This window comes from Tychonema sp. LEGE 07196 (assembly GCF_963890365.1).
GTDB lineage: Bacteria > Cyanobacteriota > Cyanobacteriia > Cyanobacteriales > Microcoleaceae > Microcoleus.
Window position 1 is genome coordinate 1 of the sequence record NZ_CAWPRX010000196.1, and the last position, 22,667, is coordinate 22,667.

Sequence of the window (22,667 nt, forward strand, 5' to 3'; positions counted from 1 at the left end):
TTTCAAACTATTCTTTTTTCTAGGTTCAGTTTTTTGCCTTAAGTCCGCGGTGTCAACCGCCTTCTCTTTGGCGCTTTATTAATATATCAACTCTCCCCTGAGTTGTCAAGCTTTTTTGCAAAGTTTTCTGCCTGCCTTGAAAACCATATACAGCAAAGCTTTCCACTGCTGAGTCAAATCAATTTTATTATTGCCGGGCTCTGGTTCTCGGGATATCGCTTCTTTCGATCAGTATTAGTAAGGTTTTTTCAGGGGACTCTTCCGCCAATGGGTAGAATATCTGTACAGACAGATGTTCTATATATATATGTGTTCGATCGCCCGCTCATGAAAAAACCTGCCCCTCGCCCTAGTGCCTTGTTCGTTACCTGCGCTTCACTGCTGATGGCTTGCACTCAGACGAACACTCCCCAGACATCGACTACAGTATCTCCAGGTACTTCGCCCTCTCCGCGAACTTCGCTACAAGGTTCGGCTGCGGGGAACTCTACCGCTATTCCCGTTGGGGTTGGGGTGGCGCAAACTAGCAATGTGGCTTTGCTCGGTCAGGAACAGGTGGCTGGGGCGAAAATTGCTGAGAAGTATTTCAACGATAAGGGCGGTGTGGATGGGACGCCGATTAAACTGGTGTTCCAAGATACGGGTGGAGATGAACAAGGGGCGATCAATGCCTTCAATACTCTGATTAATCAGGATAAGGTGGTGGGTATTGTGGGCCCAACTTTGTCGCAGCAGGCTTTTAGTGCCGATCCGATCGCCGATCGCGCCAAAATTCCCGTACTCGGACCATCCAACACCGCTAAAGGCATTCCCCAGATTGGTGATTATGTGGCCAGAGTCTCCGCGCCTGTCGCCGTGGTAGCACCTAATGCAGTTAAAGCGGCCCTGAAGCAAAATCCCAATATTAAGAAAGTAGCCGTGTTTTTTGCTCAGAATGATGCTTTTAGCAAATCTGAAACTGAAACTTTTCAGGCAACGGTTAAAGATATGGGACTGGAATTGGCAACAGTCCAAAAATTCTTGACTACTGATACAGATTTCCAATCTCAAGCCACTAATGGGATAAATGTCAAGCCCGATTTGATAATTATTTCTGGGTTGGCCGCCGATGGAGGCAATTTAATTAAGCAGTTGCGGGAGTTGGGCTACAAAGGCGTTATCATTGGGGGCAACGGTCTGAATACTTCCAATGTATTTTCGGTTTGCAAGGCTCTTTGCGAGGGGGTCTTAATTGCCCAAGCATACAGCCCGGAATATCAGAATGAGATTAATAAGGCTTTTCGTGATGCTTATCGCGCTCAATTTAAGAAGGAACCTCCTCAGTTTAGCGCTCAAGCTTTTACTGGCGTACAAGTTTTTGTTGAGTCATTAAAAGAAATTAATGCTAAGTCTAAGGTTAGCCAAAAGCCTTTGGCAGAATTGCGTACAAATTTGAATCAGCAGTTGTTGAGTGGAAAGTACGATACGCCTTTGGGGGAAATTTCTTTTACGCCTGAAGGTGAAATCAATCAGAAAGAGTTTTATGTGGCACAGATAAAAATGGATGCTGATGGTAATAACGGTAAATTTGAGTTTTTGAAATGAAGTCAGCCACGACACGGATACACGGATGATTTATTGAGTGTGACTCTGAAGTCTCCCCCCGCCCCCCCAAGGGGGGAAGTCAGAAGTCAGAGTAAAAATTGTATGTTTTTTGTTGTTGAATGATTTCGATGTGAGGCTCAATTCTTAACTGGTGATGGACTTAACTCTGTTTCTGCAACAATTTTTGAATGGTTTGTCGATCGGCAGCGTGTATGCTATTTTTGCCCTGGGATACACCCTAGTGTTTTCTATTCTCGGAATTATTAATTTTGCTCACGGTGCAGTGTTTACTTTGGGTGCTTATTTCACTTATGCGCTGATGGGCGGTGCTTTTGGTTTTAACGGGTTGTTGGCTAATGCGAGAATTCCCGTACAGTTTCCTTTTGCTGTGGCCATAATTTTGGGCAGTACGCTGGCTGGTTTGGTGGGAGTAATTGTTGAAAGAGTTGCTTTTTTGCCTTTGCGCCGCAGAAACTCAGATCCTCTGCTGACGGTGGTTTCTAGTTTGGGGGCGGCGGTGGCGATCGCTAATATCATCCAGTATCTTGTCGGTGCTGAAATTTACACTTTTCCTACTAATACTTACGGCAATTTGCCGGCAGCTATTAACTTTGGTACGGCAGATAAACAGATTCCTATTCGCACTGTTCAAATACTGATTTTTGGCGTAGCTATTGCGGTTGTTAGTCTTCTAACTTACTTAATAAATTTCACTAAATTTGGTAAAGCAATGCAGGCGGTGGCTGAAGATGCTACTACTTCTAGTCTGTTGGGTATTGATACTGACAGATATATTGTTTTGACGTTTTTTGTGAGCAGTTTTCTGGCTGGTTTGGCGGGGAGTTTGGTGGGTTCTAGTGTGAGTATTGCTGGGCCGTATTTTGGTATTGCTTTTGGTTTGAAGGGTTTGGCGGTGATTGTACTTGGTGGATTAGGGAGTATTCCTGGGGCTGTTTTGGGTGGGTTTTTAATTGGTTTAGTGGAGGCTTTCGTACCGGGGGATTTTTCGGCTTATAAGGATGCTGTGGCTTTTGCTATATTGTTTATTATGCTGTTGGTTAGGCCGCAGGGTTTGTTTGGACGACGTTTGATTCAAAAAGTGTAGAATTATTTGCCATAACTCTAGTGCCTCAGTTGCTAAATGGATATTATATGAAATTAGAAGTTCCATTAATTGTAAGCGATCGCCTTTTGTTGCGATTAGCAAATCAAGACGATATCTGCGAAATTATTAAATTTTATAGTGAAAATCAAAAGTTTTTTACTCCCTGGCACCGACATTGGGCGGAGAATTTTTTAACGGAAAGTTATTGGCAAAAACAAGTAGAGAAAGATTTCCAAGGATTTGAGTCTGACAAATCTTTAAAGCTGTGGATTTTTGATAAGGCTAATCCTGAGTATATTCTCGGCAACGTTAACTTTGATAATTTTGTACGAGGTGCCGGTCAGTTTTGCTTTTTGGGATATAATCTGGCAGAAGCGCAACAAGGTAAAGGTTATATGACGGAAGCTGTGCGAGTTGCAATTCAATATGTTTTTGGAGAGTTAAATTTACATCGCATTATAGCAAATTATATACCTCACAATCAGCGTAGCGGTAATCTACTTAAAAGATTAGGATTTATGGTAGAAGGTTACTCTAGAGACTATTTGTTGATAAATGGTCGGTGGGAAGACCATATTCAGACTAGCTTAATCAATCCAAATTGGAAACCAAGCTAACCCGATTTTCCTTAATAAATTCTAATCTAAAATATCTAAAATCAAATGGCTACATTTTTTACTACTTATGGGTTTCTGATTGTCTCGATGTTGCTGGGTGCAATGTTGGGAATGTCACTGTATTTGCCTCTAATGACTGGACAGTTGTCTCTGGCTAGCCCTGGTTTTTATGCTTTAGGCGGGTATATTGCGGCGATTTTGTCTACAACGGTGTTTCAACAGACAGGGGGTTTGTTTCCTCTGCCATTGTTGTTATTGGAGATGATAATTGCAGGGGCTGTTTCGGGGTTGCTGGGGATTTTAGTGGGAATTCCGGCCCTGCGGTTAAGTGGCATTTATTTGGCGATCGCAACTATTGCTTTTGTGGAAATTTTGCGGGTTTTATCGCTGAATTTAGATATCACTGGCGGGGCTGTGGGGATTTTTGGGATTCCGCAACCGTTTGCGACGCCGATCGAGTATTTGTGGATTGTACTACCTTTACTGTTGGTAAGTATGGCGATTGTGTATCGGCTGGAACGGATTCGGGTGGGGCGGGCTTTTGCTGCAATCCGCGCTGATGAGTTGGCGGCTGATGCGATCGGCATTAACCCAACTTTTTATAAGGTTTTGGCTTTCACGTTAGGTGCTGTTTTAGCTGGGGTTGTGGGTGCAGTTAGCGCTCATTTCCTGAATACTTGGAACGCCCGTCAAGGTACTTTTGATGCTAGTATTATTTACTTGACTTCTGTGTTGATTGGTGGTAGCCGAACGTTTCTGGGAGCAGTTTTGGGTGGGATGGTGTTTACTGCTTTGCCGGAGGTTTTGAGGGGAATGGCGACTATTCAGGGATTGCCGCTTTGGTTGGCACAATTTCTGCGGGATGGACGGTTAATTATTTTTGGGTTGCTAATTGTTTTGGGGACGATATTTTTTCCGCAAGGTTTGGTGACGCCGGAGTTGTTGAAGAGGTGGAGGAAGGGCGATCGTACTTCTGTTTAAAAACAGATAGTATTACGATTTTGCCCCATCCTCATCAATGGCTATATCAATGATGTACAATTATTAAGAATTTTATTATTTAGGTGAGAAGAATCATATTACTTTTGCTTGACTAGGGCGTTATTGTTGGTGGAATCCTTACCTTCTGCTTTGAACCGATCGCATAAGTTTTGTGCCATAAGTTGAGCAACTTGTTCATGACCTTGACTATTCCAGTGACCGTCACAGCGCATAGCATTGGGAAAGCCATGTACGCAAGTTTTATTTTTTTCTGCATACTCTCGCAATCGCGGGACTGTATCCAATGTCGTAATATTGAGGCGATCGCCAAGGGCTTTGATCCTCTGATTCGGATAATACAAGTCCTTAATCCTAAATCGTTTCACATAGCTTTGACGCATCATAGGCTCAGGATTGACTTGAACTCCCGAACTGACAATCAAAATCATAAAATCTGCTTTTTGGGTCTTGACTTCCCGATTCATTAGTGTAATTAATCCTTCTGTTACTTGCCAAGCCTCTTTCCATACTGGATCGATAGGTTCTTGAAAGTTATGACCTGAGCGCTTTCTGTCTATCGTCTCAACTAGACGTTTCTTATTATTTAAATCAATTTGTCTGACTAACCGCAAGATGCGTGAATGATTGACCAACCAAGTCGGAAGATAATCAACAGATGAAAACTCTAAATAGTTATGTTGTCTTTGTGAAATGTTCAACCCAGAATCATCTAGAACTAATTCGCCATTATTATAGACAAAAAATGGCTTACGTTTAGAAAATTCAAGTTTTTTTGAATTATTAATGATATCGTTGCCAGGAAGAAAAGCTAAGAGCACTAAATCTGGAGAATATTGCCAGACTTTATGGCGCAGAGTGATTAGTTCTTGATCCGTCCCATAGCCCTGAACGCCAAAATTAATTACCTCTACTTTGCGATCGCCTAAAGCAGTACATTGTTTATTGAGTTGCTTTCTCATTTTCCACCAAAAAGTATTTTCCATCGGTACTTGTAAAGATTCGGCAAAGGAATCTCCCAACACTGCGATCCGAAAAGTTTTTGGTGGTTTTTCTTTAGTATGTTCGCGATCGCGCAAACCATCTTTATTTGCGCGAATTAAGGAGCGAGCGCCTTCCCCCTGCCACTCGAAAGACGCACCCGGTTTCAATGACCAACCAGCGGGATCGTCTAATGTGTAACTTGCAAAAGAAGCAAGATCGCTTGGTTTTTCTATACCTTTAATTCCCCCCAGATGCAGAGCTAATTCTCCCATAAAAACACCAGCCATAATTCCTCCCAAAATTAGGCTGAGTTTTTTCGCCCATAAACTTAGTTTTTTCATTTTAGTTTTTTTATAGATAAAAATCTCGTCTAAATCGCCGTGACTATCTCAAAAAGACAATCCCTATAGACAATTAATGTTTGTCTTACGAAGCTAATTTTATACTTTTGAGTATCATATATCGATCGCCCAAAACTGAAAAGAGAAAAAAGACGGAAAAAGACGGGTCTTTATAAAATGTGGATGCAGGGCGGAAAAAGACGGAAAAAGACGGAAAAAGTCGGCTATACTAACCGTAGTTCTCTGACAACCCTACTGATGGACACTGCCCATATATTGCAATTTGTAGATGAAGTGCTCAGCGCGAAGACAGGCAAACGTCTAAATGACTTGCAGCGTAAAATTATAGAGGGAATACTTAAGCGACAAAAGTATTATTATATTGCAGATACTTATGGCTGTACGGCTGGTCATGCTAAGGATGTAGGTTATAAGCTTTTACAAATGTTATCTAATGTTTTTGGTGAACCAGTTGACAAAGGTAATCTGGAATCTGTTTTAGAACGGCAATTAAATCTGAAGAGCAATTTGGTCGATCGCACTACTAATTTTGGTCATAGCAACACAATTAACTATATCAATGGTTGCTCAGAACTACCCACTCCTACGCCATATAAAAGTCAGCCTGCGACTCCCGACTACCATGACGGCACGAATCAAGGTAAAACTGAAATGGTTGGTAAATTACGGGAGTTGGGCTTGAAGGATGAGCAAATTGCAGGGGTGCTAGGACTAGCCTTGGAGGTGGTGAAGCAGGTAGATTGAAAAGAATGAGTTTATTTGTAGTCTCAAACCCTTTATCTGAAACAGTGACAACTCTGGGTTGAAACACATATAATTCAGTCAGGAGGTATAAGTTTTATGTTCGCAGTCGTCACCCCAGAAAAGATTCATTTACCACCAGGAACACTGATAAAATTTCCCGGTAGTTGGCAGGATTACCAAGCGCTTGTAGAACAATTGGGCGATCGTTCAATTCCGCGCATCAAATATCGACCAGGAGAGATTTTATTAATGTCCCCTTTACCCGTACACGGAAAACAAGCAAATATCATTGCTGATGTCGTCAAAGTTTTGCTAGATTTCTTGGGCAGAGATTATGAAGCGTTTACACCAATTACGATGGATTTGCCGGAAGAAAGAGGAATTGAACCCGATTATTGTTTTTATATCGATAATTGCGCCGCCATTCTGGGTAAAGATCGGATTGCTTGGGGTGTTGAACCGCCACCCGATTTAGTAATTGAAGTAGATGTAACTAGCTACACGGACGTAGATGATTACTTGCCTTATCAAGTGCCGGAGGTGTGGCTGTTTAAGCAAAATAGGCTCATAATTTACTGCTTGCAAAATGGTCGATATGTCGAAAGTTCAGTTAGCCGTTATTTTCCCAATTTTAATGTATCAGAAATTGTGGAGGAATGCTGGCAAATGTCGCGCGATCGCCATACAAGTACAATAATTCGGGAGTTACGGCAAAAAATCGAAAGGGAGAACGGTTGAATCATCGTGTCCGGTGAATGGATTGTAATTCCTGTAGGGGCAGGCGATGCCCTGAACGTAGCCGAAGGGTTCACCAACAATAATGGCCTAAAACAGAAAATTATCATAAACCTGCCCCCGCCCAACGACTATAAATAATTTTGATTGTGGGTCATCAAACAAACATCATATTCTGCCAAATCTTAATAGTTTTGTCACTACTGCCGCTAGCCAAAAACTCTCCTTCCGGGGTGAAATTTACGGAATAAACAGAATTTGTATGACCTAAAATATTACAAAGTTCTTGACCATTTTTTACCCGCCAAATCTTGATAATTTGATTGCTACTGCTGGCAATTACTTCGCCATCGGGACTAAACGCGATCGAATCTACATACCAAGAATGACCTGCAATTGTTAAAATTTCTTGCCAATCTTTGACCCACCAAATTTTGATAGTATTGTCGTGACTGCCACTCGCCAGAAACTCTCCGTTGGGACTAAAAGCTACACAACGCACGCAGTCTGTATGACCAGTCAGCGTGCGAATTAGCTTGCCATCTTTGACTCGCCAAATCTTAATAGTTCTGTCCCAACTGCTGCTAGCCAGAGTTTCTCCGTCAGGACTGAAGGCGACGCAGTAAACTAAGTTACTGTGACCGCTAAATGTGCGGATTTCTTGCCCGTCTTTCACGCGCCAAAGCTTAATTGTTTTGTCCCAACTGCTGCTAGCCACAGTTTCGCCGTCGGGACTGAAAACTAAGCCATAAACTGAGTTGCTGTGACCTGCAAGCGTGCGTATTTCTTGCCCGTCTTTCATCCGCCAAAATTTGATTGTTTTGTCGTGGCTACTGCTGGCAAGTATCTTTCCATCGGGGCTAAAAACTACTGTATGAACTGAGTTGGTGTGTCCGGCGAGAGTTACTATTTCTTGCCCCTCTTGTACTTGCCAAAGCTTGATTGTTTTGTCATCGCTACCGCTGGCGATAACTTCTCCGTTTGGGCTGAAATCTACAGAGGAAATTAAATTTTTGTGTCCGGTTAAGGTGTGAATACATTGCCAGTTATGAGTTGGCTGAGGAGGCGGATTGGGATTGGCGGCAGGCTTGACTGCTTTGGTAATTGTTTGAGGAATGGTGAGTTTACTAGCTGCTTCTGGATTCAGTTGTGTTAAGACTTCAACAGCCGTTTGATAGCGATGGTTCGTAGCATTTTCAATCATTTTGTCTAAGATTTTGCCCGTTTCTTCACTCACCGGGTTGTTTGCCAAATATTGCCGCCAAATCCAGGCATCTTCGCCCGGATCGAAGAGATCAAAGGGAGAAACTTGAGTTAGCAAATACAGGCAAGTTACGCCTAAACTGTATAAATCGCTGGTAAAAAATGCTTTACCTCTGGCTTGTTCGGGGGCGATGTATTCGGGGCTGCCGATGCTGGTTCCTGTTTTGAGTAAAGCCGTACCTGTAGCTATTTTTGCTGCACCAAAGTCTACTAAAACTAATTGTTTGTCGGCGCGGCGGATGATGTTTTCGGGTTTGATATCTCGGTGAATTACGTTGTGGGAGTGGATGAAGTGAAGTACGGGTAATAAGCTGTTGAGTAAGTCTTGAATTTGAGTTTGTGTAAATGTGCCTTCTGTTGCTACAATTTGTGCTAGATTTTGTCCATCGATAAATTCTTGGACTACATATTGTCGGTTGTCTTGGATGGAATATGCCAAGAGTTCGGGAATTTGAGGATGTTTCCCTAATTCGTCTAATCGCATTGCTTCTTGTTCAAAAAGTTCGGCTGCTTTTTTGCTATTGCGATTGCTGGCTGATGGGATGAGTGGAGTTTCTGGGGGTAAGAATTGTTTGATGACGCAGCGGGGTTTTGATGGTTTGTCTTCGTCAACGGCGAGTAATGTTCTGCCAAAGCCTCCTTGTCCGATCGCCTTTATGGCCCGATATCTGTCGCGCAACAGCAGTTTTGACCGGCAATTTCGGCAAATTTTGGCTGTATCCGGGTTTTCGGGCTTGGAACAGTTGGGGTTTAGGCAATAACTCATTCGATTTTAGATGGTGGATTTTAGATTATTTGTATCAGGCAGTAAATATTATACCTGTTTCCAGAGTCTAGATAATTTAGTTTGTAGTGAGGACTTTAATCCTTCTATCTTAGATAAAGAAAGACTTCAGTCCTCATTACGAACATTTAAAAATTAACATAAAATACCAAATTTGGTTTGTAGTGAGGACTTTAGTCTTATTTTTTGAGTTGAGAAAAGAAGGACTTCAGTCCTCACTGTCAACAGCGAGAAATTAACTATTTTAGAAGTTCCACATGACTGGGTTGTCATCTAAACTATCGGTGACTGTTCGCCCGATCGCGTCTATTGCTTTTAAGTCCTCTTGACTCAGCTTTACTTCGGCAGCTTTGGCATTAGCGGTGGCTTGTTCGGCATTGCGCGCGCCAACAATTGCGTTGGTTTGCGGCTGGGCGATTAACCAGGCTAATGCTAAATTGCCCAAGCTTGTTTGGTGGCGATCGGCAATTGGCCGGAGTTGATTTAATGCTGTTTGCACTCTGGCGTAATTTTCCTTGATAAACAGCTTGCTTTTGGCGCGGTGATCGCCTTCTTCAAATTTGTGTTCTGGCCCAAATTTACCTGTTAATATTCCTTGAGCTAGAGATGAGTAGGCAACGATTGAGATATTATTTTCTACACAGTAGGACATGGCCTCTTTTTCTACCCAGCGCCAAAACAGAGAATAGGGCGGTTGCAAGCTGTCGATGCGTCCGTATTGGGCGGCTTCTGCTATTTGGGCGCGGGAGAAGTTGGAAACGCCGATCGCCCGAATCTTCCCCTGTTCTTTTAATTTGTTCAGCGCGTCCATTGTTTCTGCAACGGGCACTAATTCGGAATTCCAAGTCCCGGCGGGCCAGTGGATTTGGTAAAGGTCGATATAATCGGTGTTGAGGTTTTTTAGCGATCGATCGCACGCCTCGACTACCAAATCGGGTTTGAGATGATTGGCAAAAACTTTGCTAGCATAAACTACTTGCGATCGCACATCTGAAAGCGCTTTGCCGATAATTTGTTCCGAATGTCCTTCTCCGTAGACCTCCGCCGTATCAAAGGTGGTAATACCGGCCTCAAAAGCGGCGCGCATTGCTTTGACAGTTTCGGCATCCTCAATTCCCACCCACATCCGCTTTCCAGCTTGCCAAGTCCCCATAATTATCGGGCTAATTTGAATTCCCGATGTTCCCAATTGTCGCTTTTCCATAGCTATAGCCCTAATTTGAATTTTTACTATTTACCCTCAAACCATCTAATTTTAACAGAAAAAAGTTGTTATAATTGCTGTAAATTACCGATTTTGTTACTTTGGTTAAAACCAAACTAAATTCTATGAAATCAACTACTCGCGCGCTGAAAGAATGGAATGTAGCGGTTAATGCTTTGGAAGAGGGCAAAACGATTGTACTGTTGCGAAAGGGAGGCATTCGCGAGCAAGCAGGACAGTTTAATGTTGCTGACAAGCAGGTTTTGCTTTATCCAACTTTTGAACACCAACAGCCGGATTTATTAAAGCCAGATTTTGCGAGTCAGGTGAAAACGGTAGAATCTGGTTGGCATCCAGAATTTATTAAAATTAGCAGTTGGGCTGAGATTACCGATGTTTTTTTGGTAGCTTGTAAACCTGCAATTACGGCGCTTTTTCCTTACCATATCTGGAATGAAAAATTTGTCGGCGACCGCCTGAAATGGCAACAAAATCAGCCAATTTATATTTTACTACTGCGGGCTTATCGGTTAGCCCAAAATCTAGAAATTCCGTACATTTCTGCCTACGGCGGTTGCCGTTCTTGGATAGATTTGGCTAGTCCTATTTCCCTGGAGGGAAGCGAAGCTGTTTTATGCAATCGAGAATACCTTGAACGTTCAAATGAAATCCGCAATCTGATGGCGAATCCTCCGAATGCTTCTGGTTCGCAGAAAATCACAAAACTGACAATTTGATCGTTCGCACTTCAGTCTTCATTAATACTTTTTAATGTACTTTTCGAGAGGCGTCCTTCTACTAAACCCAGCCCAAAATCTGCTGCTAATGCCATTAAAGCTGACGGAATTGCCCCAGCTAAAAGTAACTGATTGTTGACTGTAGCAACGCCGCGAAAAATAAACACGCCCAAGCCGCCGGCACCAATTGCAGCGGCAATAGTTGCTAGCCCGATCGCAATTACCGCAGCAACTCGTACTCCCGCCAAAATTACGCCCAGCGCTAGGGGAAGTTCTACTTGCCATAACAGTTGCAGATCCGTCATTCCCATACCTCTCCCGGCTGCTACGATCGCCGGATCGACACCGACAATCCCGGTATAAGTGTTGCGGATAATGGGCAGTAGGGAATAAAGTGTGAGGGCGATGATTGCCGTGCGATCGCCTATTCCTCCCACAACGGGCATCGGAATGAGCAAGCCAAACAAAGCTAAACTGGGAATTGTTTGCATAATATTTGCAAATCCCAAAATCGGCTTTTTCAAGTGGGGTTTTCTCGTTACTAAAATCCCTAGGGGAATCCCGACAATAATTGCGATCGAAATTGCGACAGTTACTAAATATAAGTGTTCGAGTACGCGCTGAATTATTTCAGCGCCATAGCGGTTGATAAAAATTATCATCGGGTTATTGGTTATTGCTGATTGCTGTCAATCTTATAAATCATTTTCCATTTCAGGACTTTCTTCACCAGGATAGAAGCGAAAGTCCAGAATTTCCTCTAAGCTGTAAAAGCAGTTTGGAGGAAATGTTTTAAGAGGTAAATCGGTTTCTCCTACTGCCAAATCTCTACCGTTTTGATAAGCTTCTTGGAAAGCTTCTTGCAAGTAAGGTTTCAGACTTGGGTTATCCTGTATCAGTCTCTGAGTGTCCCGCCGCTGCACTCGAATTGTAGACAGCCAGCTACGACTGCGCTGCTGGGGCTGATATTGCCACTTCAGCAAATGTCCCAGCAAAATGCTCAAACGATTTCTAAGTTCTTGACGTTCCTGTTTGCCCAAAGATTCAATCTCCTCAATTAAATTTGGCAAGTCAAGTTCACTCCACTGACACTTGCGAAGTAACTTGGCTTGTTCTTGCGTCCAAGCATAGAAGTCTGTCTCGTAAAGACTGTGCATCGTTTGATTATCAGCTTAGTTACTAAAACTATATTATAGAATTTTTGCGAAAATCATTCAAATCTAGCTACTTGCAAACATTCAATAAATGCCCTAGCTTCTGGATGCTGAGATTTTAAAAAATCGTCGGGCGATCCCAATTCAACCAATCGTCCATCCTGCATTAAACCAATTTTAGAAGCTAACAAAAAAGCTTCTTGAATGCCGTGAGTCACAAAAATCACAGTTTTGCCTAGTTGCTGCTGCAATTGACCGAATTCCCGCTGCAATTCCAGGCGAGTAATGGGGTCTAAAGCGCCAAACGGTTCGTCCATTAACAGCAGTGGAGGGTCAGCGGCCAGGGCTCTGGCGACACCCACGCGCTGCCGCTGTCCGCCAGATAACTGATGGGGATAACGTTTGGCGAAGTGCTGCGGATCGAGGTTGACTAATTCTAACAGTTGGCGGACGCGAGATTGAATGCGCGAGCCTTCCCAACCTTCCAATTTCGGGACTAAACCGACGTTTTGCTCGACGGTAAAATGGGGAAACAAACCGATTTCTTGAATTACATAGCCAATTTTTCGCCGCAGTTGAATGGGGTTCCATTCAGTTGTCGGTTTTCCCATGACGAGCACTTCGCCGCTAGTTGGCGCGAGTAAATTGTTAATCAATTTCATGGTAGTAGTTTTGCCGCTACCGCTGCGTCCCAGCAATACTAAAACTTCTCCTTGCAGCACTTGAAAATTGATTTTTTCTACTAAATACCTGCGGTTGAGACGGTATGTCACTTCAAGGCATTCAACAGCAACTTCATGATTATTGACAGCCATGATTAATTTCGGTGATGTTGGTTGTAATAAATCGTCAATCGGCTAGCGTCGCGAAACAATTTAAAATCTAAAATCCCAAATCTAAAATCTAAAATTGTCGTGGTTTTGCCATTCTAGCAACAAGGCTCGACATTGGAGGCAAGTTAATTTTTTGAGCAAGTCTCGAATTCCGTCGGGGGTGACAGGATATACAGCGCCGAGAAGTTCGGGGTTGACTGTGGCTGTCGGGTGCAATTCTGCCACAAAACCGTAGAGTTTTTGATTGGAGAATGAACTGTTGATTGCCCAGCCTGTGGTGTTGAGGGGTTGGATGCGGGCGATCGCACTTTCTGTCACGCCTAGTTCTTTTTTGATTATAGCTGGAACTGCCGCTTCTGGCGTTACTGCTTCTGGTACGCGACCGCCGGGAAAATCGAGGGTTGCGGATGCTACGCCGGGGCGATACGTCGGTGCGGGAAACAGTAATTTGTCAGCTTGAACAGTCAAAATTACAACTGAATCTGCTCTTTCTACTCGCCAATATTCTACTATTTTTCCTTCGGTTGTTTCGAGATGTTCGGCGATTAGCTTTACCCAATGAGAGTTGATTTCTACAAACCGATCTAGGGTTTTCCAGTGGGATTCTTGGTCTTGGTTCATGTTGTTAGTTGTTAGTTATTAGTTATTGGTTGTTAGTTATTGGTTATTAGTTATTGGTTATTAGTGCTGTCTCTCCGAGCTTTCCGTCCAACTTCATCAGGAAGAAGGCAGAAGGCAGAAGGCAGAAGGCAGAAGGCAGAAGGCAGAAGGAAGAAGGAACAGGCAAAAAATAATTAAGAATATCCTAAGCGTTGGCTATGGTTGCTATAAATCAGAGGTTGTTGGCTATGGTAGTCGAAAGGTCGATCGCCCAAATAGCCGATCGACCTTTCGACCTTAGAGCCACTTTTGCCCTCTCGATTGTAAATTTTTGCAACAAACTACACGTTCACCCTGATAATTCAGTAACATAGACTACATAATCAAAATTTATCTGCAGCTCTGGGTTGTTAAAACCCCGCAAGGAGTGCAGACTCTTAGCTCGACAGACAGGAATAATTATGCAACTTCAAACAGATATTCGTACTTCGCAACCACCAGCCGGCATCACGAGCGATCGCGATCGGGAAAGATTCGGCTGCGCCGTACCTGCACCAAAATTGGCTCCTGACCTGTGGGTAAGATTGTTCAATCCCCCAACAGCATTCAGTTTTGACGAAGCGCGGCTGTTGTGTCAGCACTCAGAGGACAAGTGGCTAGCTTGGATTCCCGATCATGGGGAAATTTTGCTGAATACGAATGAATTTTGCGCTACTTAATCAAAAATTAAAGTGTGGAAACCCATATCTTTCAGGCTTCAAAGCATATTTTTGGAAAAAACCAGGTCTTTTCGGAATTATCTCGTTTGTAGTGAAGACTTCAGTCCTCAAGGATTAAGCAGGACTACAGTCCTCACTACAAACCAATTAATTGAACTTTTTACAACAAAAAGAGCAGTAGAAAACCTATTGCTCTTTTTGTTTTGTGCAAAAACACTCTCTAGTTTTTGTCTTCAGACAGCGGAACTGACTCGCTTATTTGCAAACAGCACGGTTATTGGCGTTTCTGACAATGGTCCCTACTCTGCCATTAATCATAATGGGGTTTTTGGTGCTGGCTCGAATCAAGCGGGGCTGTTTACCCAGGCATTCTTTGATTGATTCTGACCAGGCGGTGAGAGCGCTGGTGTATTCTGTACGAGTCGCTGGTGCGCGAAACTGATCGGTAATTAGAAAATCCGAGGTGATGCTAGTGTCAGTAGCAACATTGGTAATAATTGGAAAGTCAAAGTTTTTCGGCAAGGTTCTGTCAGGTATTTTGCCCGGTACTATCTGGTAGTTCATCGAGCCACCCTTGTAGTCAATACTTGCTTCGGGGGTTGTTTGAGCGAAGGCTGGAATAGGTAAGCTAGCTACCAAGACGGTGCAGCAACTCCAAAATAATTTCGATTTCATCCGATTCATCTCCTCAACTGTATGACGATTAGCACTAATTAGATAGGCTCCAAAAACATTAGCTTATATTTATAAAAAATAGGATGCTAATGAGATTTTTATCGGGAGTTTGACCCACCTAATTTTTTAATATACATCCTCAAAAATGTGAAAACTGGTTTGCCTGACAAACTGTAAAATGGTTTCAGTTGAGTAAGACATTTACACATCTGAAGTTGTTACAGTATTGGAGACTCGATTTGACCAGAATGATTCATTTTAGATCGATGTCATTGGAACTTTATCAAATTTTGTCTCAGATATCAAGTTTTGTCGATCGCACATCACATCTTAACACTGTCCCAGCAGCTCGATCGCCCTTTGAGTGTTATGCGCTATACCAGGGCTTTGAAAGATGCTACAGTGCATCGATGGGCGTTTGAGTGTTTTCAAGCGACAATAGGCAGAGAAGGGGCTTGAAAATAGGTGAATTTAGTGGAAGATAGCAAGATTATAGACTTATCGGAAATCATGGGTGTTCCCGCGGCTCCTGCGGGTTACAAATCGGGCTTTGTGGGTATTATCGGGCGGCCGAATGTTGGCAAATCCACGCTGATGAATCAGTTGGTGGGGCAGAAAATTGCGATTACTTCGCCGGTGTCTCAGACGACGCGCAACAGGCTGCGGGGCATCCTGACGACACCTGAAGCACAAATTATTTTTGTCGATACTCCCGGAATTCACAAGCCGCACCACCAATTGGGCAAGGTTTTGGTGCAGAATGCGCGCACCGCGATTCAGTCTGTGGATGTGGTGCTGTTTGTGGTGGATGGTTCGGTGGAATCGGGTGGGGGCGATCGATATATCATCGAAATTCTCAGCAATTGCAAAATTCCGGTGATTTTGGGGATGAATAAGTTGGACGAACAACCGGAGGATTCCGTGTTGATCGATCGCACTTACGAGCAAATTGTCAATCCTGAGTGGCCAGTCGTCAAGTTTTCCGCTCTCACGGGCGAGGGTGTCGAACCGCTGCAACAATTGTTAATCGAACATCTGGAGGTTGGGCCCTATTATTATCCGCCCGATTTGGTGACTGACCAGCCGGAACGCTTTATTATGGGCGAATTGATTCGGGAACAGATTTTGCTGCTGACGCGGGAAGAAGTGCCGCATTCCGTAGCAATTGCGATCGACATCGTTCAAGAAGAAGCCAAAATTACGCGGATTCTGGCGACAATTCACGTCGAACGGGATTCCCAAAAAGGTATTTTAATCGGTAAGAGCGGCAGTATGCTGAAGTCGATCGGCAGTGCGGCCCGCGAACAGATTCAAAAATTAATTGAAGGCAAAGTATATTTGGAGTTATTTGTCAAGGTGCAGCCGAAATGGCGGCAGTCCCGCACTCGTTTAGCAGAATTGGGCTATCGCGTGGAAGAATAAAACTTTGGTGCTTTGCGGGATGTTCGCGATCGCATCCCTCTTTAAAAACTGTCCAAATTATTCTAAAAAGGCTTTCTGCAAAAAATGTTTGTGTGAGACTAAAATAGGGAATATAAATAAACTCCATTACCTATTACCTACCACTCATTACCTAAAACAATGATGGCCGGAAAAGAAAACTTTACTCAAATAACCCCAGAAAAATACTTTGCTTGGGAAGAAAAGCAGCTAGAAAAGCATGAGTATATCGACGGTCAAGTGTACGCTATGAGCGGCGGTAGCGTCAATCATGGTCGCCTTGCCATCAAACTTACTGCCATGTTTGATCGTCATTTAGAAAATAGTGGTTGTATAACGGGCAATTCTGACATCAGAATTAATATTGTCGAAACAACTAACTACACCTATCCTGATGCAAGTGTCACCTGCGACGATCGCGATAAAACCACAACCCAATACATTACTTACCCCTGCTTAATCGTGGAAGTTCTCTCTCCCAGCACTGAGGGATACGATCGCGGTGGCAAATTTAGAATGTACCGCAACAACCCTGTCTTACAAGATTACCTATTGGTTAGTTCCACCAGTATCGAAATGGATTTGTATCACAAAAATGATGCTGGTGAATGGCTCATCATTAACTACAAAGAAGGTGATACTATAGAACTAAAAAGCATCAATCTCAGTTTTGCGATCGAACAAGTCTATCGCAACCTCGACCTTACTCCAGAAACAACACCTTAAAATTGATAGAGCGATTAAATTAGGAGATTGTTATGATTGCAGCTAGAGAGCAGGAGCGGTACTTTACGCCTGAAGAGTATTTTGCTTGGGAGGAGCAACAATTAGAAAAACATGAGCTAATCGATGGTCGCGTATATGCGATGAGTGGGGGTACGCAAAATCATAGTGCGATCGCTATCAATTTCTTATTATCGATTAGATCTCACTTGCGAGGAAATCAATGTAGAGTTTTTAATTCGGATTTAAAGGTTAATATCCTCAATACTCGCAACTATACCTATCCCGATCTGAGTGTCACTTGCGATCGGCGAGATAATTCTAGCCCTCAATATATTACCTATCCCTGCTTAATCGTTGAGGTTTTATCGGATAGTACCGAGGCTTACGACCGAGGCAAGAAGTTTGAAAAATATCGCCGCAACCCGAATTTAATTGATTATGTTTTAGTGAGTTATGATGAGATGGCGATCGATATTTATCACAGAAATGATGCGGGGGATTGGTTGATTCTGAGCTATCGAGCGGGCGATCGCGTCGAGCTTAAAAGTATTGGGTTGAGTTTGGCGATCGAGCAATTCTATGAAGAAATTGTTTTCGAGCAGCAATCTTGAATTTATTATGCTTAAGTAATGTAGTCTAATCGTGGCGAGTAAGAACGGGTTGACATACATCATTAAGCTGCGGTATTATTCGATTAGATTCAGTATTATACTGCAACTGCGATACAATTATAAGTTAGGCTACCTTGAAAGTTTCTTTTGTCAGCAGAAAAATCCTGTTTATAGTGCAATACGGTTCACTTAACATATTTATGCCCCGGAGATCCCCCTAAATCCCCCTTAAGAAGGGGGACTTTGAGAGCATTCTTGTCCCCCCCTTTTTAAGGGGGGTTAGGGGGGATCGTCTTAAGTAAACCGTATTGGTTTATAGTGTAGTTATGCCCCTTTGTGGTAAGTGAAGAGAATTAGCTTTATGACAATAGACTTCGGCAGTATCAAAGGCTACAATCCTGATAGAGGATTTGGGTTTGTCGGTCATACTTTTTTTAATCCTGATGGAAAAGTTTTCTTCCATATTAAAAAAATCAGGAGAAAACATCCTGAATTAGCCCAAAAATTGGACAGTGGCGAAGCTTTTGAAACATTCAATTTCTGGTATGAAATTGAAACCACCGAAAAAGGCGAACAAGTTAGTAAGCTTTGGCTAAACGCAGACCATATCCCTCAAAGTTACACAAATGAATTATGTGGTTTGAACCAAAAAGTAGAGAGTATCTGGAAAAATATAGGCTCTCCAAAACCTAGTTGGCTTGACCTTGTAACGATAGAGTTGGTTGGAGTTTATCGCAAACATGAACTAAGTGTTGAGCGAGATAACTTAGAGAGTCAGCTTAGAGCGGCAGAGGAGGAGCAACGCAGGGAAGCAGAAGCTTTACTCCACAATGAAATTGTAAGAATAGCTAAGAAGTATGACTTAGATGCAGCGGAGGCTTATGAAATTGTAAGAATAGCTAAGAAGTATGACTTAGATACAGCGGAGGCTTATGAAATTGTAAGAATAGCTAAGAAGTATGACTTAGATACAGCGGAGGCTTGTGAAATTGTAAGAATAGCTAAGGAGTATGACTTAGATACAGCGGAGGCTTATGAAATTGTAAGAATAGTTAAAATAGCTAGGAGGTATGGCTTAGATACAGCGAAGGTTGATGAAATTCTAAGCATAGCTAAGAAGTATGACTTAGATGCAGCGGAGGTTGATGAAATTCTAAAAATAGTTAGGAGGTATCGCCGCTTACATACAACGATGGCTTATGAGTTATATCGACTACTAAAGGAGCTAGGTCCTTTAGGTTTTACACATAGTGGGCAACTCTCGATACATATTAGAAGATATCAGCTTGGTTATAGGTATCCAACTATCTCAGGTATTGTGACAATGGAAGATGGAGGTACAGGATGGGAGTTTACTGGGGGATTTCCTCCAGGAATTTATACAATTATTTGTCAGGAACTCCGTTTGGCAAACCAGGGGACGAGTGCTAGAGCAATACATTTTGAATCATTTCAAGAGATCTATTCAAGAAATCAAGAATAATGGAAAACTCAATCAACAGTAAATAGGATGAGACAGAAATGAGTAAACCCTTTTACAAAATTAAAGGTACAAACGATTATGGTGTTCTTGAAGGGCCGGTATGGCAAAATCCGTCTTTCTACCTCCAACTTAGGCTTGTAAGCGCTGTTGGCGGAGAGATTCAGTTGAGTTACCAGTACAAATCTGTCACGACTGAAAATCTAGTTGAAGTCTCACGGGAGGAAGTTCAAAAGGCTCTATTGGGTTTTTAGTTAAGTTGTTGAAGCCCGCCTAACACTGCGTTGGTGCGGACGGAACAGAGCTTATCGGTGGGTACTCTAACCTGTCTGCCGCCGCTCACTTTAGCCGTTATCTCGTAAACATTGCCTGACCTTGGAGATGATTCGGAATCTCGATCGAGAGCTTGACCTACAGAAAATTGGTAGAATAAATAGAGACGCTGGATCGGGCAATGGAGGAGAACGATCGAGTGATTCGGGGATTTTGTGAGGAGTTGGGGATTGACGTGCCGTTTTAGGGAATGGAGGAGTATTTTCAAAGATGGAGACTCAACTATACGAGAAATTTATTCAAAAGGTAATTATTTTAGGTCAACGAAAGGAATTTTCATTAACCTCTTCGATCGACAACTATTTAATGATGAATTATCGGCTTAAATTAGAACGAATTGATAAATTAAAAGCTTGGCTAGATGAGTTTAGACCGTTCGATTCCACCCTCGTAGCCGAACTCAAAAAGCTCTATGATGTTCGCTTTACTTATAACTCAAATGCCATTGAGGGTAATACTTTAACCCAAAGTGAAACGGAATTAGTTTTAACGAAGGGCATTACTGTGGGGGGCAAAACCCTTGACGAACATTTAGAAGTTATTGGACATAAGGAGGCGATCGATTATATTGAAAATTTAGCCCAAAAAGATACGGAGATTAATGAATGGGAAATTAAGCAAATTCACAATCTTATTCTTCGCAAAATTAACCCGGAGGAAGCGGGTAGTTATCGCACTCTGGACGTGATGGCGGCAGGAACTAATTATCGTTATCCTCCCCATTATTTATTGTCTCAATTAATGGGAGATTTTGCGAGCTGGCTGAATTCGGAATCTGCTTTAAGGCTCCATCCGGTTGAATATGCAACGATCGCTCATTATCGGTTTGTTTCGATTCATCCTTTTCGGGATGGGAATGGTCGAACGGCTAGGTTATTAATGAATTTACTTTTAATCCGTGCTGGCTATCCGATTGTGGTGATTAACAACAAAATTCGTAATGATTATATTAATGCTTTAGCCTACGGGCAACAAAACCAAGATGATTTAAGCCAGCTTTTTGCATTGATTTTTGATAGTACGATTAGTTCGCTTGTGGAAGTTTTAAGATTATTGGTGACTGCAAGTAGCAGCAGGGGAAAGGGACAGGCTTTTTATCAGGAGATTACTGATTTTCTCGCTCGCAGCGGTGGTTTAGGGAATGGGGAATAGCTAATGGTAGGATGTTAAACAAAAATGTTCGATCGTACCAACGCTATCTCGTAAACACTGCCTGACTTGGGAGATGATTCGGAAGCTCAATCGAGAGCTTGACCTACAGAAAATTGGTAGAATAAACAGAGCTGTAAGGCAATGGCAGCCGGTTGGACTTGTACGAATGAGAAAGGTAATGGCTTTTTCTTGAATCGTGAAACATGGCGGGCATTTTAAGCCTGCATAATATTTGCCAAAACTATCAATCGGACATACTCGCCAATGAAGAAATTCCTGACTATCCTCGCCAGTACGATCGCGATCGCGACACCCACCCTATTCTTAGAACACAGTACCCTACTCGCCCAAGCCCAAACCCAAGAATCACAGCTCAAAAACCACGCGATCGGCAATCTGACCTTCAAAGCACCCCGAAATTGGCTCGAAAATCCCAGGGGCGCAAGTGCGAATAGCCTTGAATTACACAACAAAAAGTTCCCCGACAGAGGCGGTGGATTTGCCCCCAAGGGTTTGATTCGCGTGGTTGCAACCATCAGTGAAGAAGACCTGGAAACCGCGACCGAGACAAAACCGAATTCTAGAGTTTGGCCTAAGACCACGACTAAAACCGAACGTCTAACGATTAACGGCAAAAAAGCAGTGCGCTTGTATGAAGACTATAACGACGGATTTCCCGCAGGCATTGTCACCTATGTTGCCACAGGGAAAAAAGAAACAATTATGCTAGGAACTTTCTACTCCGACAGTGATACAGAAAAACAAGTTCAGCAAATTCAAGATTCGATTCGCATTACTCAATAGCACTCAAGGACTTAAATTCGGCACGTTTAACAAAAAGGCTTTTTCCAACTGGTTGAGCCAACAATCCCCGTACCTTGATAGTCGGGGAGTGTCAACAACAACTATTAAGGCAACTCAACCGAATTCGGTTTGGCAATGTGAGGCAATCCCCAGCCTAATTTTTCCCGCAAAATGTGGAAAAACTCAAAAGACTGTATCCGAACAAAGCGGGCTGGGTAGGGCGATCGCTCGACTTGTACCCAATCCTCCGGCAAAACATAACATCCGCCGTTCCCATCTACCACCATTACCAGGCGGCTCGGACTCGCCGGCAAAATTTTGACCGGTTCAGTGTTGGAAAACACCAAAGCCCGCGAAGCCATCGAATGGGGGCAAATAGGGATCAATTGCAGCACCGGTATTCCGGGAATAATTACAGGCCCGCCGGCAGAAAGGGCGTAAGCTGTCGATCCTGTCGGAGTCGAGATAATTACTCCATCTGCGGCAATGTCAATAGAGGCGTGCTGACCGATCGCCACTTCAAAATGACACATACAAGTCAGCGGTTCGCGGTGCAGAACCATTTCATTGAGACAAAGGGCTTCCCAGAGGCAGTCATTGTCTCTAAACAGCCGCACGGCCAGCATTGACCTTTCTTCTATTTCGTATTCTCCGGCGATCGCCTTTTCCAAAGCTTGCGGGAGCAAGTTTAGGTAAGTTTCTGTTAAAAAGCCCATATGACCGGTATTGACAGTCAGCAGTGGCACTCCGATGGGAGCAACTTGGCGAAATGCAGACAGCACCGTACCGTCGCCACCCAAAACCACTGCAAACTCCATGTCACTGTCAAAACCGGGAGGGACAAGTTGGTCGATAGGAGTGTGGCACATGGGGCGATCGGGGCTAGAATAGCCCAAAATTCCCCCAGAACCGGAAACCGCGCAGACCTCCCAGCCGCGGGCAGTCAGCTTGTCTTTCAACTCTTCGGCGATGCGACAAGAGACTGGTTTAACGTCGTTGTATATAATCCCAGCTTTCGGCAC

Annotated in this window: 25 protein-coding genes; 16 read left to right on the plus strand and 9 right to left on the minus strand. The window is 43.2% G+C overall.

Going from position 1 to position 22,667, the window contains the following annotated elements:
* The first annotated feature begins 267 nt into the window (after nt 1-267).
* From AACV78_RS23225 to AACV78_RS23240, 4 genes are all read left to right on the plus strand, one after another.
* Nucleotides 268-1,584 carry an ABC transporter substrate-binding protein gene (locus AACV78_RS23225; RefSeq protein ID WP_339383783.1) on the plus strand — a complete coding sequence of 439 codons (1,317 nt, stop codon included), beginning with the start codon at nt 268-270 and terminating at the stop codon, nt 1,582-1,584.
* 154 nt (nt 1,585-1,738) lie between these two features.
* Nucleotides 1,739-2,689, plus strand: a complete 951-nt coding sequence (locus tag AACV78_RS23230; protein WP_194009963.1) for a branched-chain amino acid ABC transporter permease — start codon at nt 1,739-1,741, stop codon at nt 2,687-2,689.
* Nucleotides 2,690-2,736: 47 nt separating this feature from the next.
* A complete protein-coding gene (locus tag AACV78_RS23235) occupies nt 2,737-3,306 on the plus strand; it encodes a GNAT family N-acetyltransferase (RefSeq protein WP_194009929.1) in 570 nt (189 codons plus the stop codon).
* Nucleotides 3,307-3,351: 45 nt separating this feature from the next.
* The gene (locus AACV78_RS23240) at nt 3,352-4,287 is read left to right on the plus strand and encodes a branched-chain amino acid ABC transporter permease (RefSeq protein WP_194009930.1); all 936 of its coding nucleotides are present in this window, start codon (nt 3,352-3,354) and stop codon (nt 4,285-4,287) included.
* Between the two features lie 98 nt (nt 4,288-4,385).
* Here the strand turns inward: AACV78_RS23240 and AACV78_RS23245 are convergent, their stop codons facing one another.
* Nucleotides 4,386-5,630: an SGNH/GDSL hydrolase family protein gene (locus tag AACV78_RS23245; protein ID WP_194009931.1), complete on the minus strand. Its 1,245-nt coding sequence runs from the start codon at nt 5,628-5,630 to the stop codon at nt 4,386-4,388.
* A gap of 258 nt (nt 5,631-5,888) precedes the next feature.
* Between AACV78_RS23245 and AACV78_RS23250 the strand changes: the two genes are divergently transcribed.
* On the plus strand, nt 5,889-6,395 hold the full coding sequence (locus AACV78_RS23250; RefSeq protein ID WP_194009932.1) for a helix-turn-helix domain-containing protein: 507 nt from the start codon (nt 5,889-5,891) through the stop codon (nt 6,393-6,395).
* 96 nt (nt 6,396-6,491) lie between these two features.
* Complete coding sequence (locus AACV78_RS23255) at nt 6,492-7,133, plus strand: Uma2 family endonuclease (protein ID WP_194009933.1); 642 nt, start codon at nt 6,492-6,494, stop codon at nt 7,131-7,133.
* A 154-nt stretch (nt 7,134-7,287) separates the two neighbouring features.
* On the opposite strand, the gene AACV78_RS23260 is transcribed toward AACV78_RS23255, so the two are convergent.
* Nucleotides 7,288-9,159, minus strand: coding sequence for a serine/threonine-protein kinase (locus tag AACV78_RS23260; RefSeq protein ID WP_194009934.1), 1,872 nt, complete (start codon nt 9,157-9,159; stop codon nt 7,288-7,290).
* Between the two features lie 262 nt (nt 9,160-9,421).
* Nucleotides 9,422-10,381: an aldo/keto reductase gene (locus AACV78_RS23265; RefSeq protein WP_194009935.1), complete on the minus strand. Its 960-nt coding sequence runs from the start codon at nt 10,379-10,381 to the stop codon at nt 9,422-9,424.
* Nucleotides 10,382-10,506: 125 nt separating this feature from the next.
* On the opposite strand from AACV78_RS23265, the gene AACV78_RS23270 reads away from it, so the two are divergent.
* Complete coding sequence (locus AACV78_RS23270; RefSeq protein ID WP_194009936.1) at nt 10,507-11,118, plus strand: DUF1802 family protein; 612 nt, start codon at nt 10,507-10,509, stop codon at nt 11,116-11,118.
* A gap of 11 nt (nt 11,119-11,129) precedes the next feature.
* Here AACV78_RS23270 and AACV78_RS23275 read toward each other — a convergent pair whose 3' ends face one another.
* The 4 genes from AACV78_RS23275 to AACV78_RS23290 all read right to left on the minus strand — a co-directional run bounded on the left by AACV78_RS23275 (nt 11,130) and on the right by AACV78_RS23290 (nt 13,726).
* Nucleotides 11,130-11,780, minus strand: a complete 651-nt coding sequence (locus tag AACV78_RS23275) for an ABC transporter permease (RefSeq protein WP_194009937.1) — start codon at nt 11,778-11,780, stop codon at nt 11,130-11,132.
* A gap of 33 nt (nt 11,781-11,813) precedes the next feature.
* Entirely contained in the window at nt 11,814-12,275 is a 462-nt protein-coding gene (locus tag AACV78_RS23280) for a DUF29 domain-containing protein (protein ID WP_194009938.1), read from the minus strand.
* A gap of 53 nt (nt 12,276-12,328) precedes the next feature.
* The gene (locus AACV78_RS23285) at nt 12,329-13,087 is read right to left on the minus strand and encodes an ATP-binding cassette domain-containing protein (protein WP_194009939.1); all 759 of its coding nucleotides are present in this window, start codon (nt 13,085-13,087) and stop codon (nt 12,329-12,331) included.
* 81 nt (nt 13,088-13,168) lie between these two features.
* Entirely contained in the window at nt 13,169-13,726 is a 558-nt protein-coding gene (locus AACV78_RS23290; protein WP_194009940.1) for an NUDIX hydrolase, read from the minus strand.
* 39 nt (nt 13,727-13,765) lie between these two features.
* Between AACV78_RS23290 and AACV78_RS23295 the strand changes: the two genes are divergently transcribed.
* From AACV78_RS23295 to AACV78_RS23305, 3 genes are all read left to right on the plus strand, one after another.
* A complete protein-coding gene (locus tag AACV78_RS23295; RefSeq protein WP_194009941.1) occupies nt 13,766-13,903 on the plus strand; it encodes a hypothetical protein in 138 nt (45 codons plus the stop codon).
* A gap of 20 nt (nt 13,904-13,923) precedes the next feature.
* A complete protein-coding gene (locus AACV78_RS23300) occupies nt 13,924-14,079 on the plus strand; it encodes a hypothetical protein (RefSeq protein ID WP_194009942.1) in 156 nt (51 codons plus the stop codon).
* A gap of 87 nt (nt 14,080-14,166) precedes the next feature.
* Nucleotides 14,167-14,424 (plus strand): hypothetical protein, encoded by a 258-nt coding sequence (locus tag AACV78_RS23305; protein ID WP_194009943.1) that lies wholly within the window; start codon nt 14,167-14,169, stop codon nt 14,422-14,424.
* 255 nt (nt 14,425-14,679) lie between these two features.
* Here AACV78_RS23305 and AACV78_RS23310 read toward each other — a convergent pair whose 3' ends face one another.
* Nucleotides 14,680-15,099 (minus strand): hypothetical protein, encoded by a 420-nt coding sequence (locus AACV78_RS23310; RefSeq protein WP_194009944.1) that lies wholly within the window; start codon nt 15,097-15,099, stop codon nt 14,680-14,682.
* Nucleotides 15,100-15,609: 510 nt separating this feature from the next.
* Between AACV78_RS23310 and era the strand changes: the two genes are divergently transcribed.
* The 6 genes from era to AACV78_RS23340 all read left to right on the plus strand — a co-directional run bounded on the left by era (nt 15,610) and on the right by AACV78_RS23340 (nt 21,645).
* Nucleotides 15,610-16,521, plus strand: coding sequence for a GTPase Era (era, locus tag AACV78_RS23315; protein ID WP_228042427.1), 912 nt, complete (start codon nt 15,610-15,612; stop codon nt 16,519-16,521).
* Nucleotides 16,522-16,680: 159 nt separating this feature from the next.
* Nucleotides 16,681-17,265 (plus strand): Uma2 family endonuclease, encoded by a 585-nt coding sequence (locus tag AACV78_RS23320; protein ID WP_194009945.1) that lies wholly within the window; start codon nt 16,681-16,683, stop codon nt 17,263-17,265.
* Between the two features lie 32 nt (nt 17,266-17,297).
* Entirely contained in the window at nt 17,298-17,876 is a 579-nt protein-coding gene (locus tag AACV78_RS23325) for a Uma2 family endonuclease (RefSeq protein WP_194009946.1), read from the plus strand.
* A 361-nt stretch (nt 17,877-18,237) separates the two neighbouring features.
* Complete coding sequence (locus AACV78_RS23330; RefSeq protein ID WP_194009947.1) at nt 18,238-19,359, plus strand: cold-shock protein; 1,122 nt, start codon at nt 18,238-18,240, stop codon at nt 19,357-19,359.
* Nucleotides 19,360-19,899: 540 nt separating this feature from the next.
* On the plus strand, nt 19,900-20,841 hold the full coding sequence (locus AACV78_RS23335) for a Fic family protein (protein ID WP_194009948.1): 942 nt from the start codon (nt 19,900-19,902) through the stop codon (nt 20,839-20,841).
* A 264-nt stretch (nt 20,842-21,105) separates the two neighbouring features.
* Nucleotides 21,106-21,645 (plus strand): hypothetical protein, encoded by a 540-nt coding sequence (locus AACV78_RS23340; RefSeq protein WP_194009949.1) that lies wholly within the window; start codon nt 21,106-21,108, stop codon nt 21,643-21,645.
* A gap of 104 nt (nt 21,646-21,749) precedes the next feature.
* Here the strand turns inward: AACV78_RS23340 and AACV78_RS23345 are convergent, their stop codons facing one another.
* Entirely contained in the window at nt 21,750-22,667 is a 918-nt protein-coding gene (locus AACV78_RS23345; protein WP_194009950.1) for an NAD(+) kinase, read from the minus strand.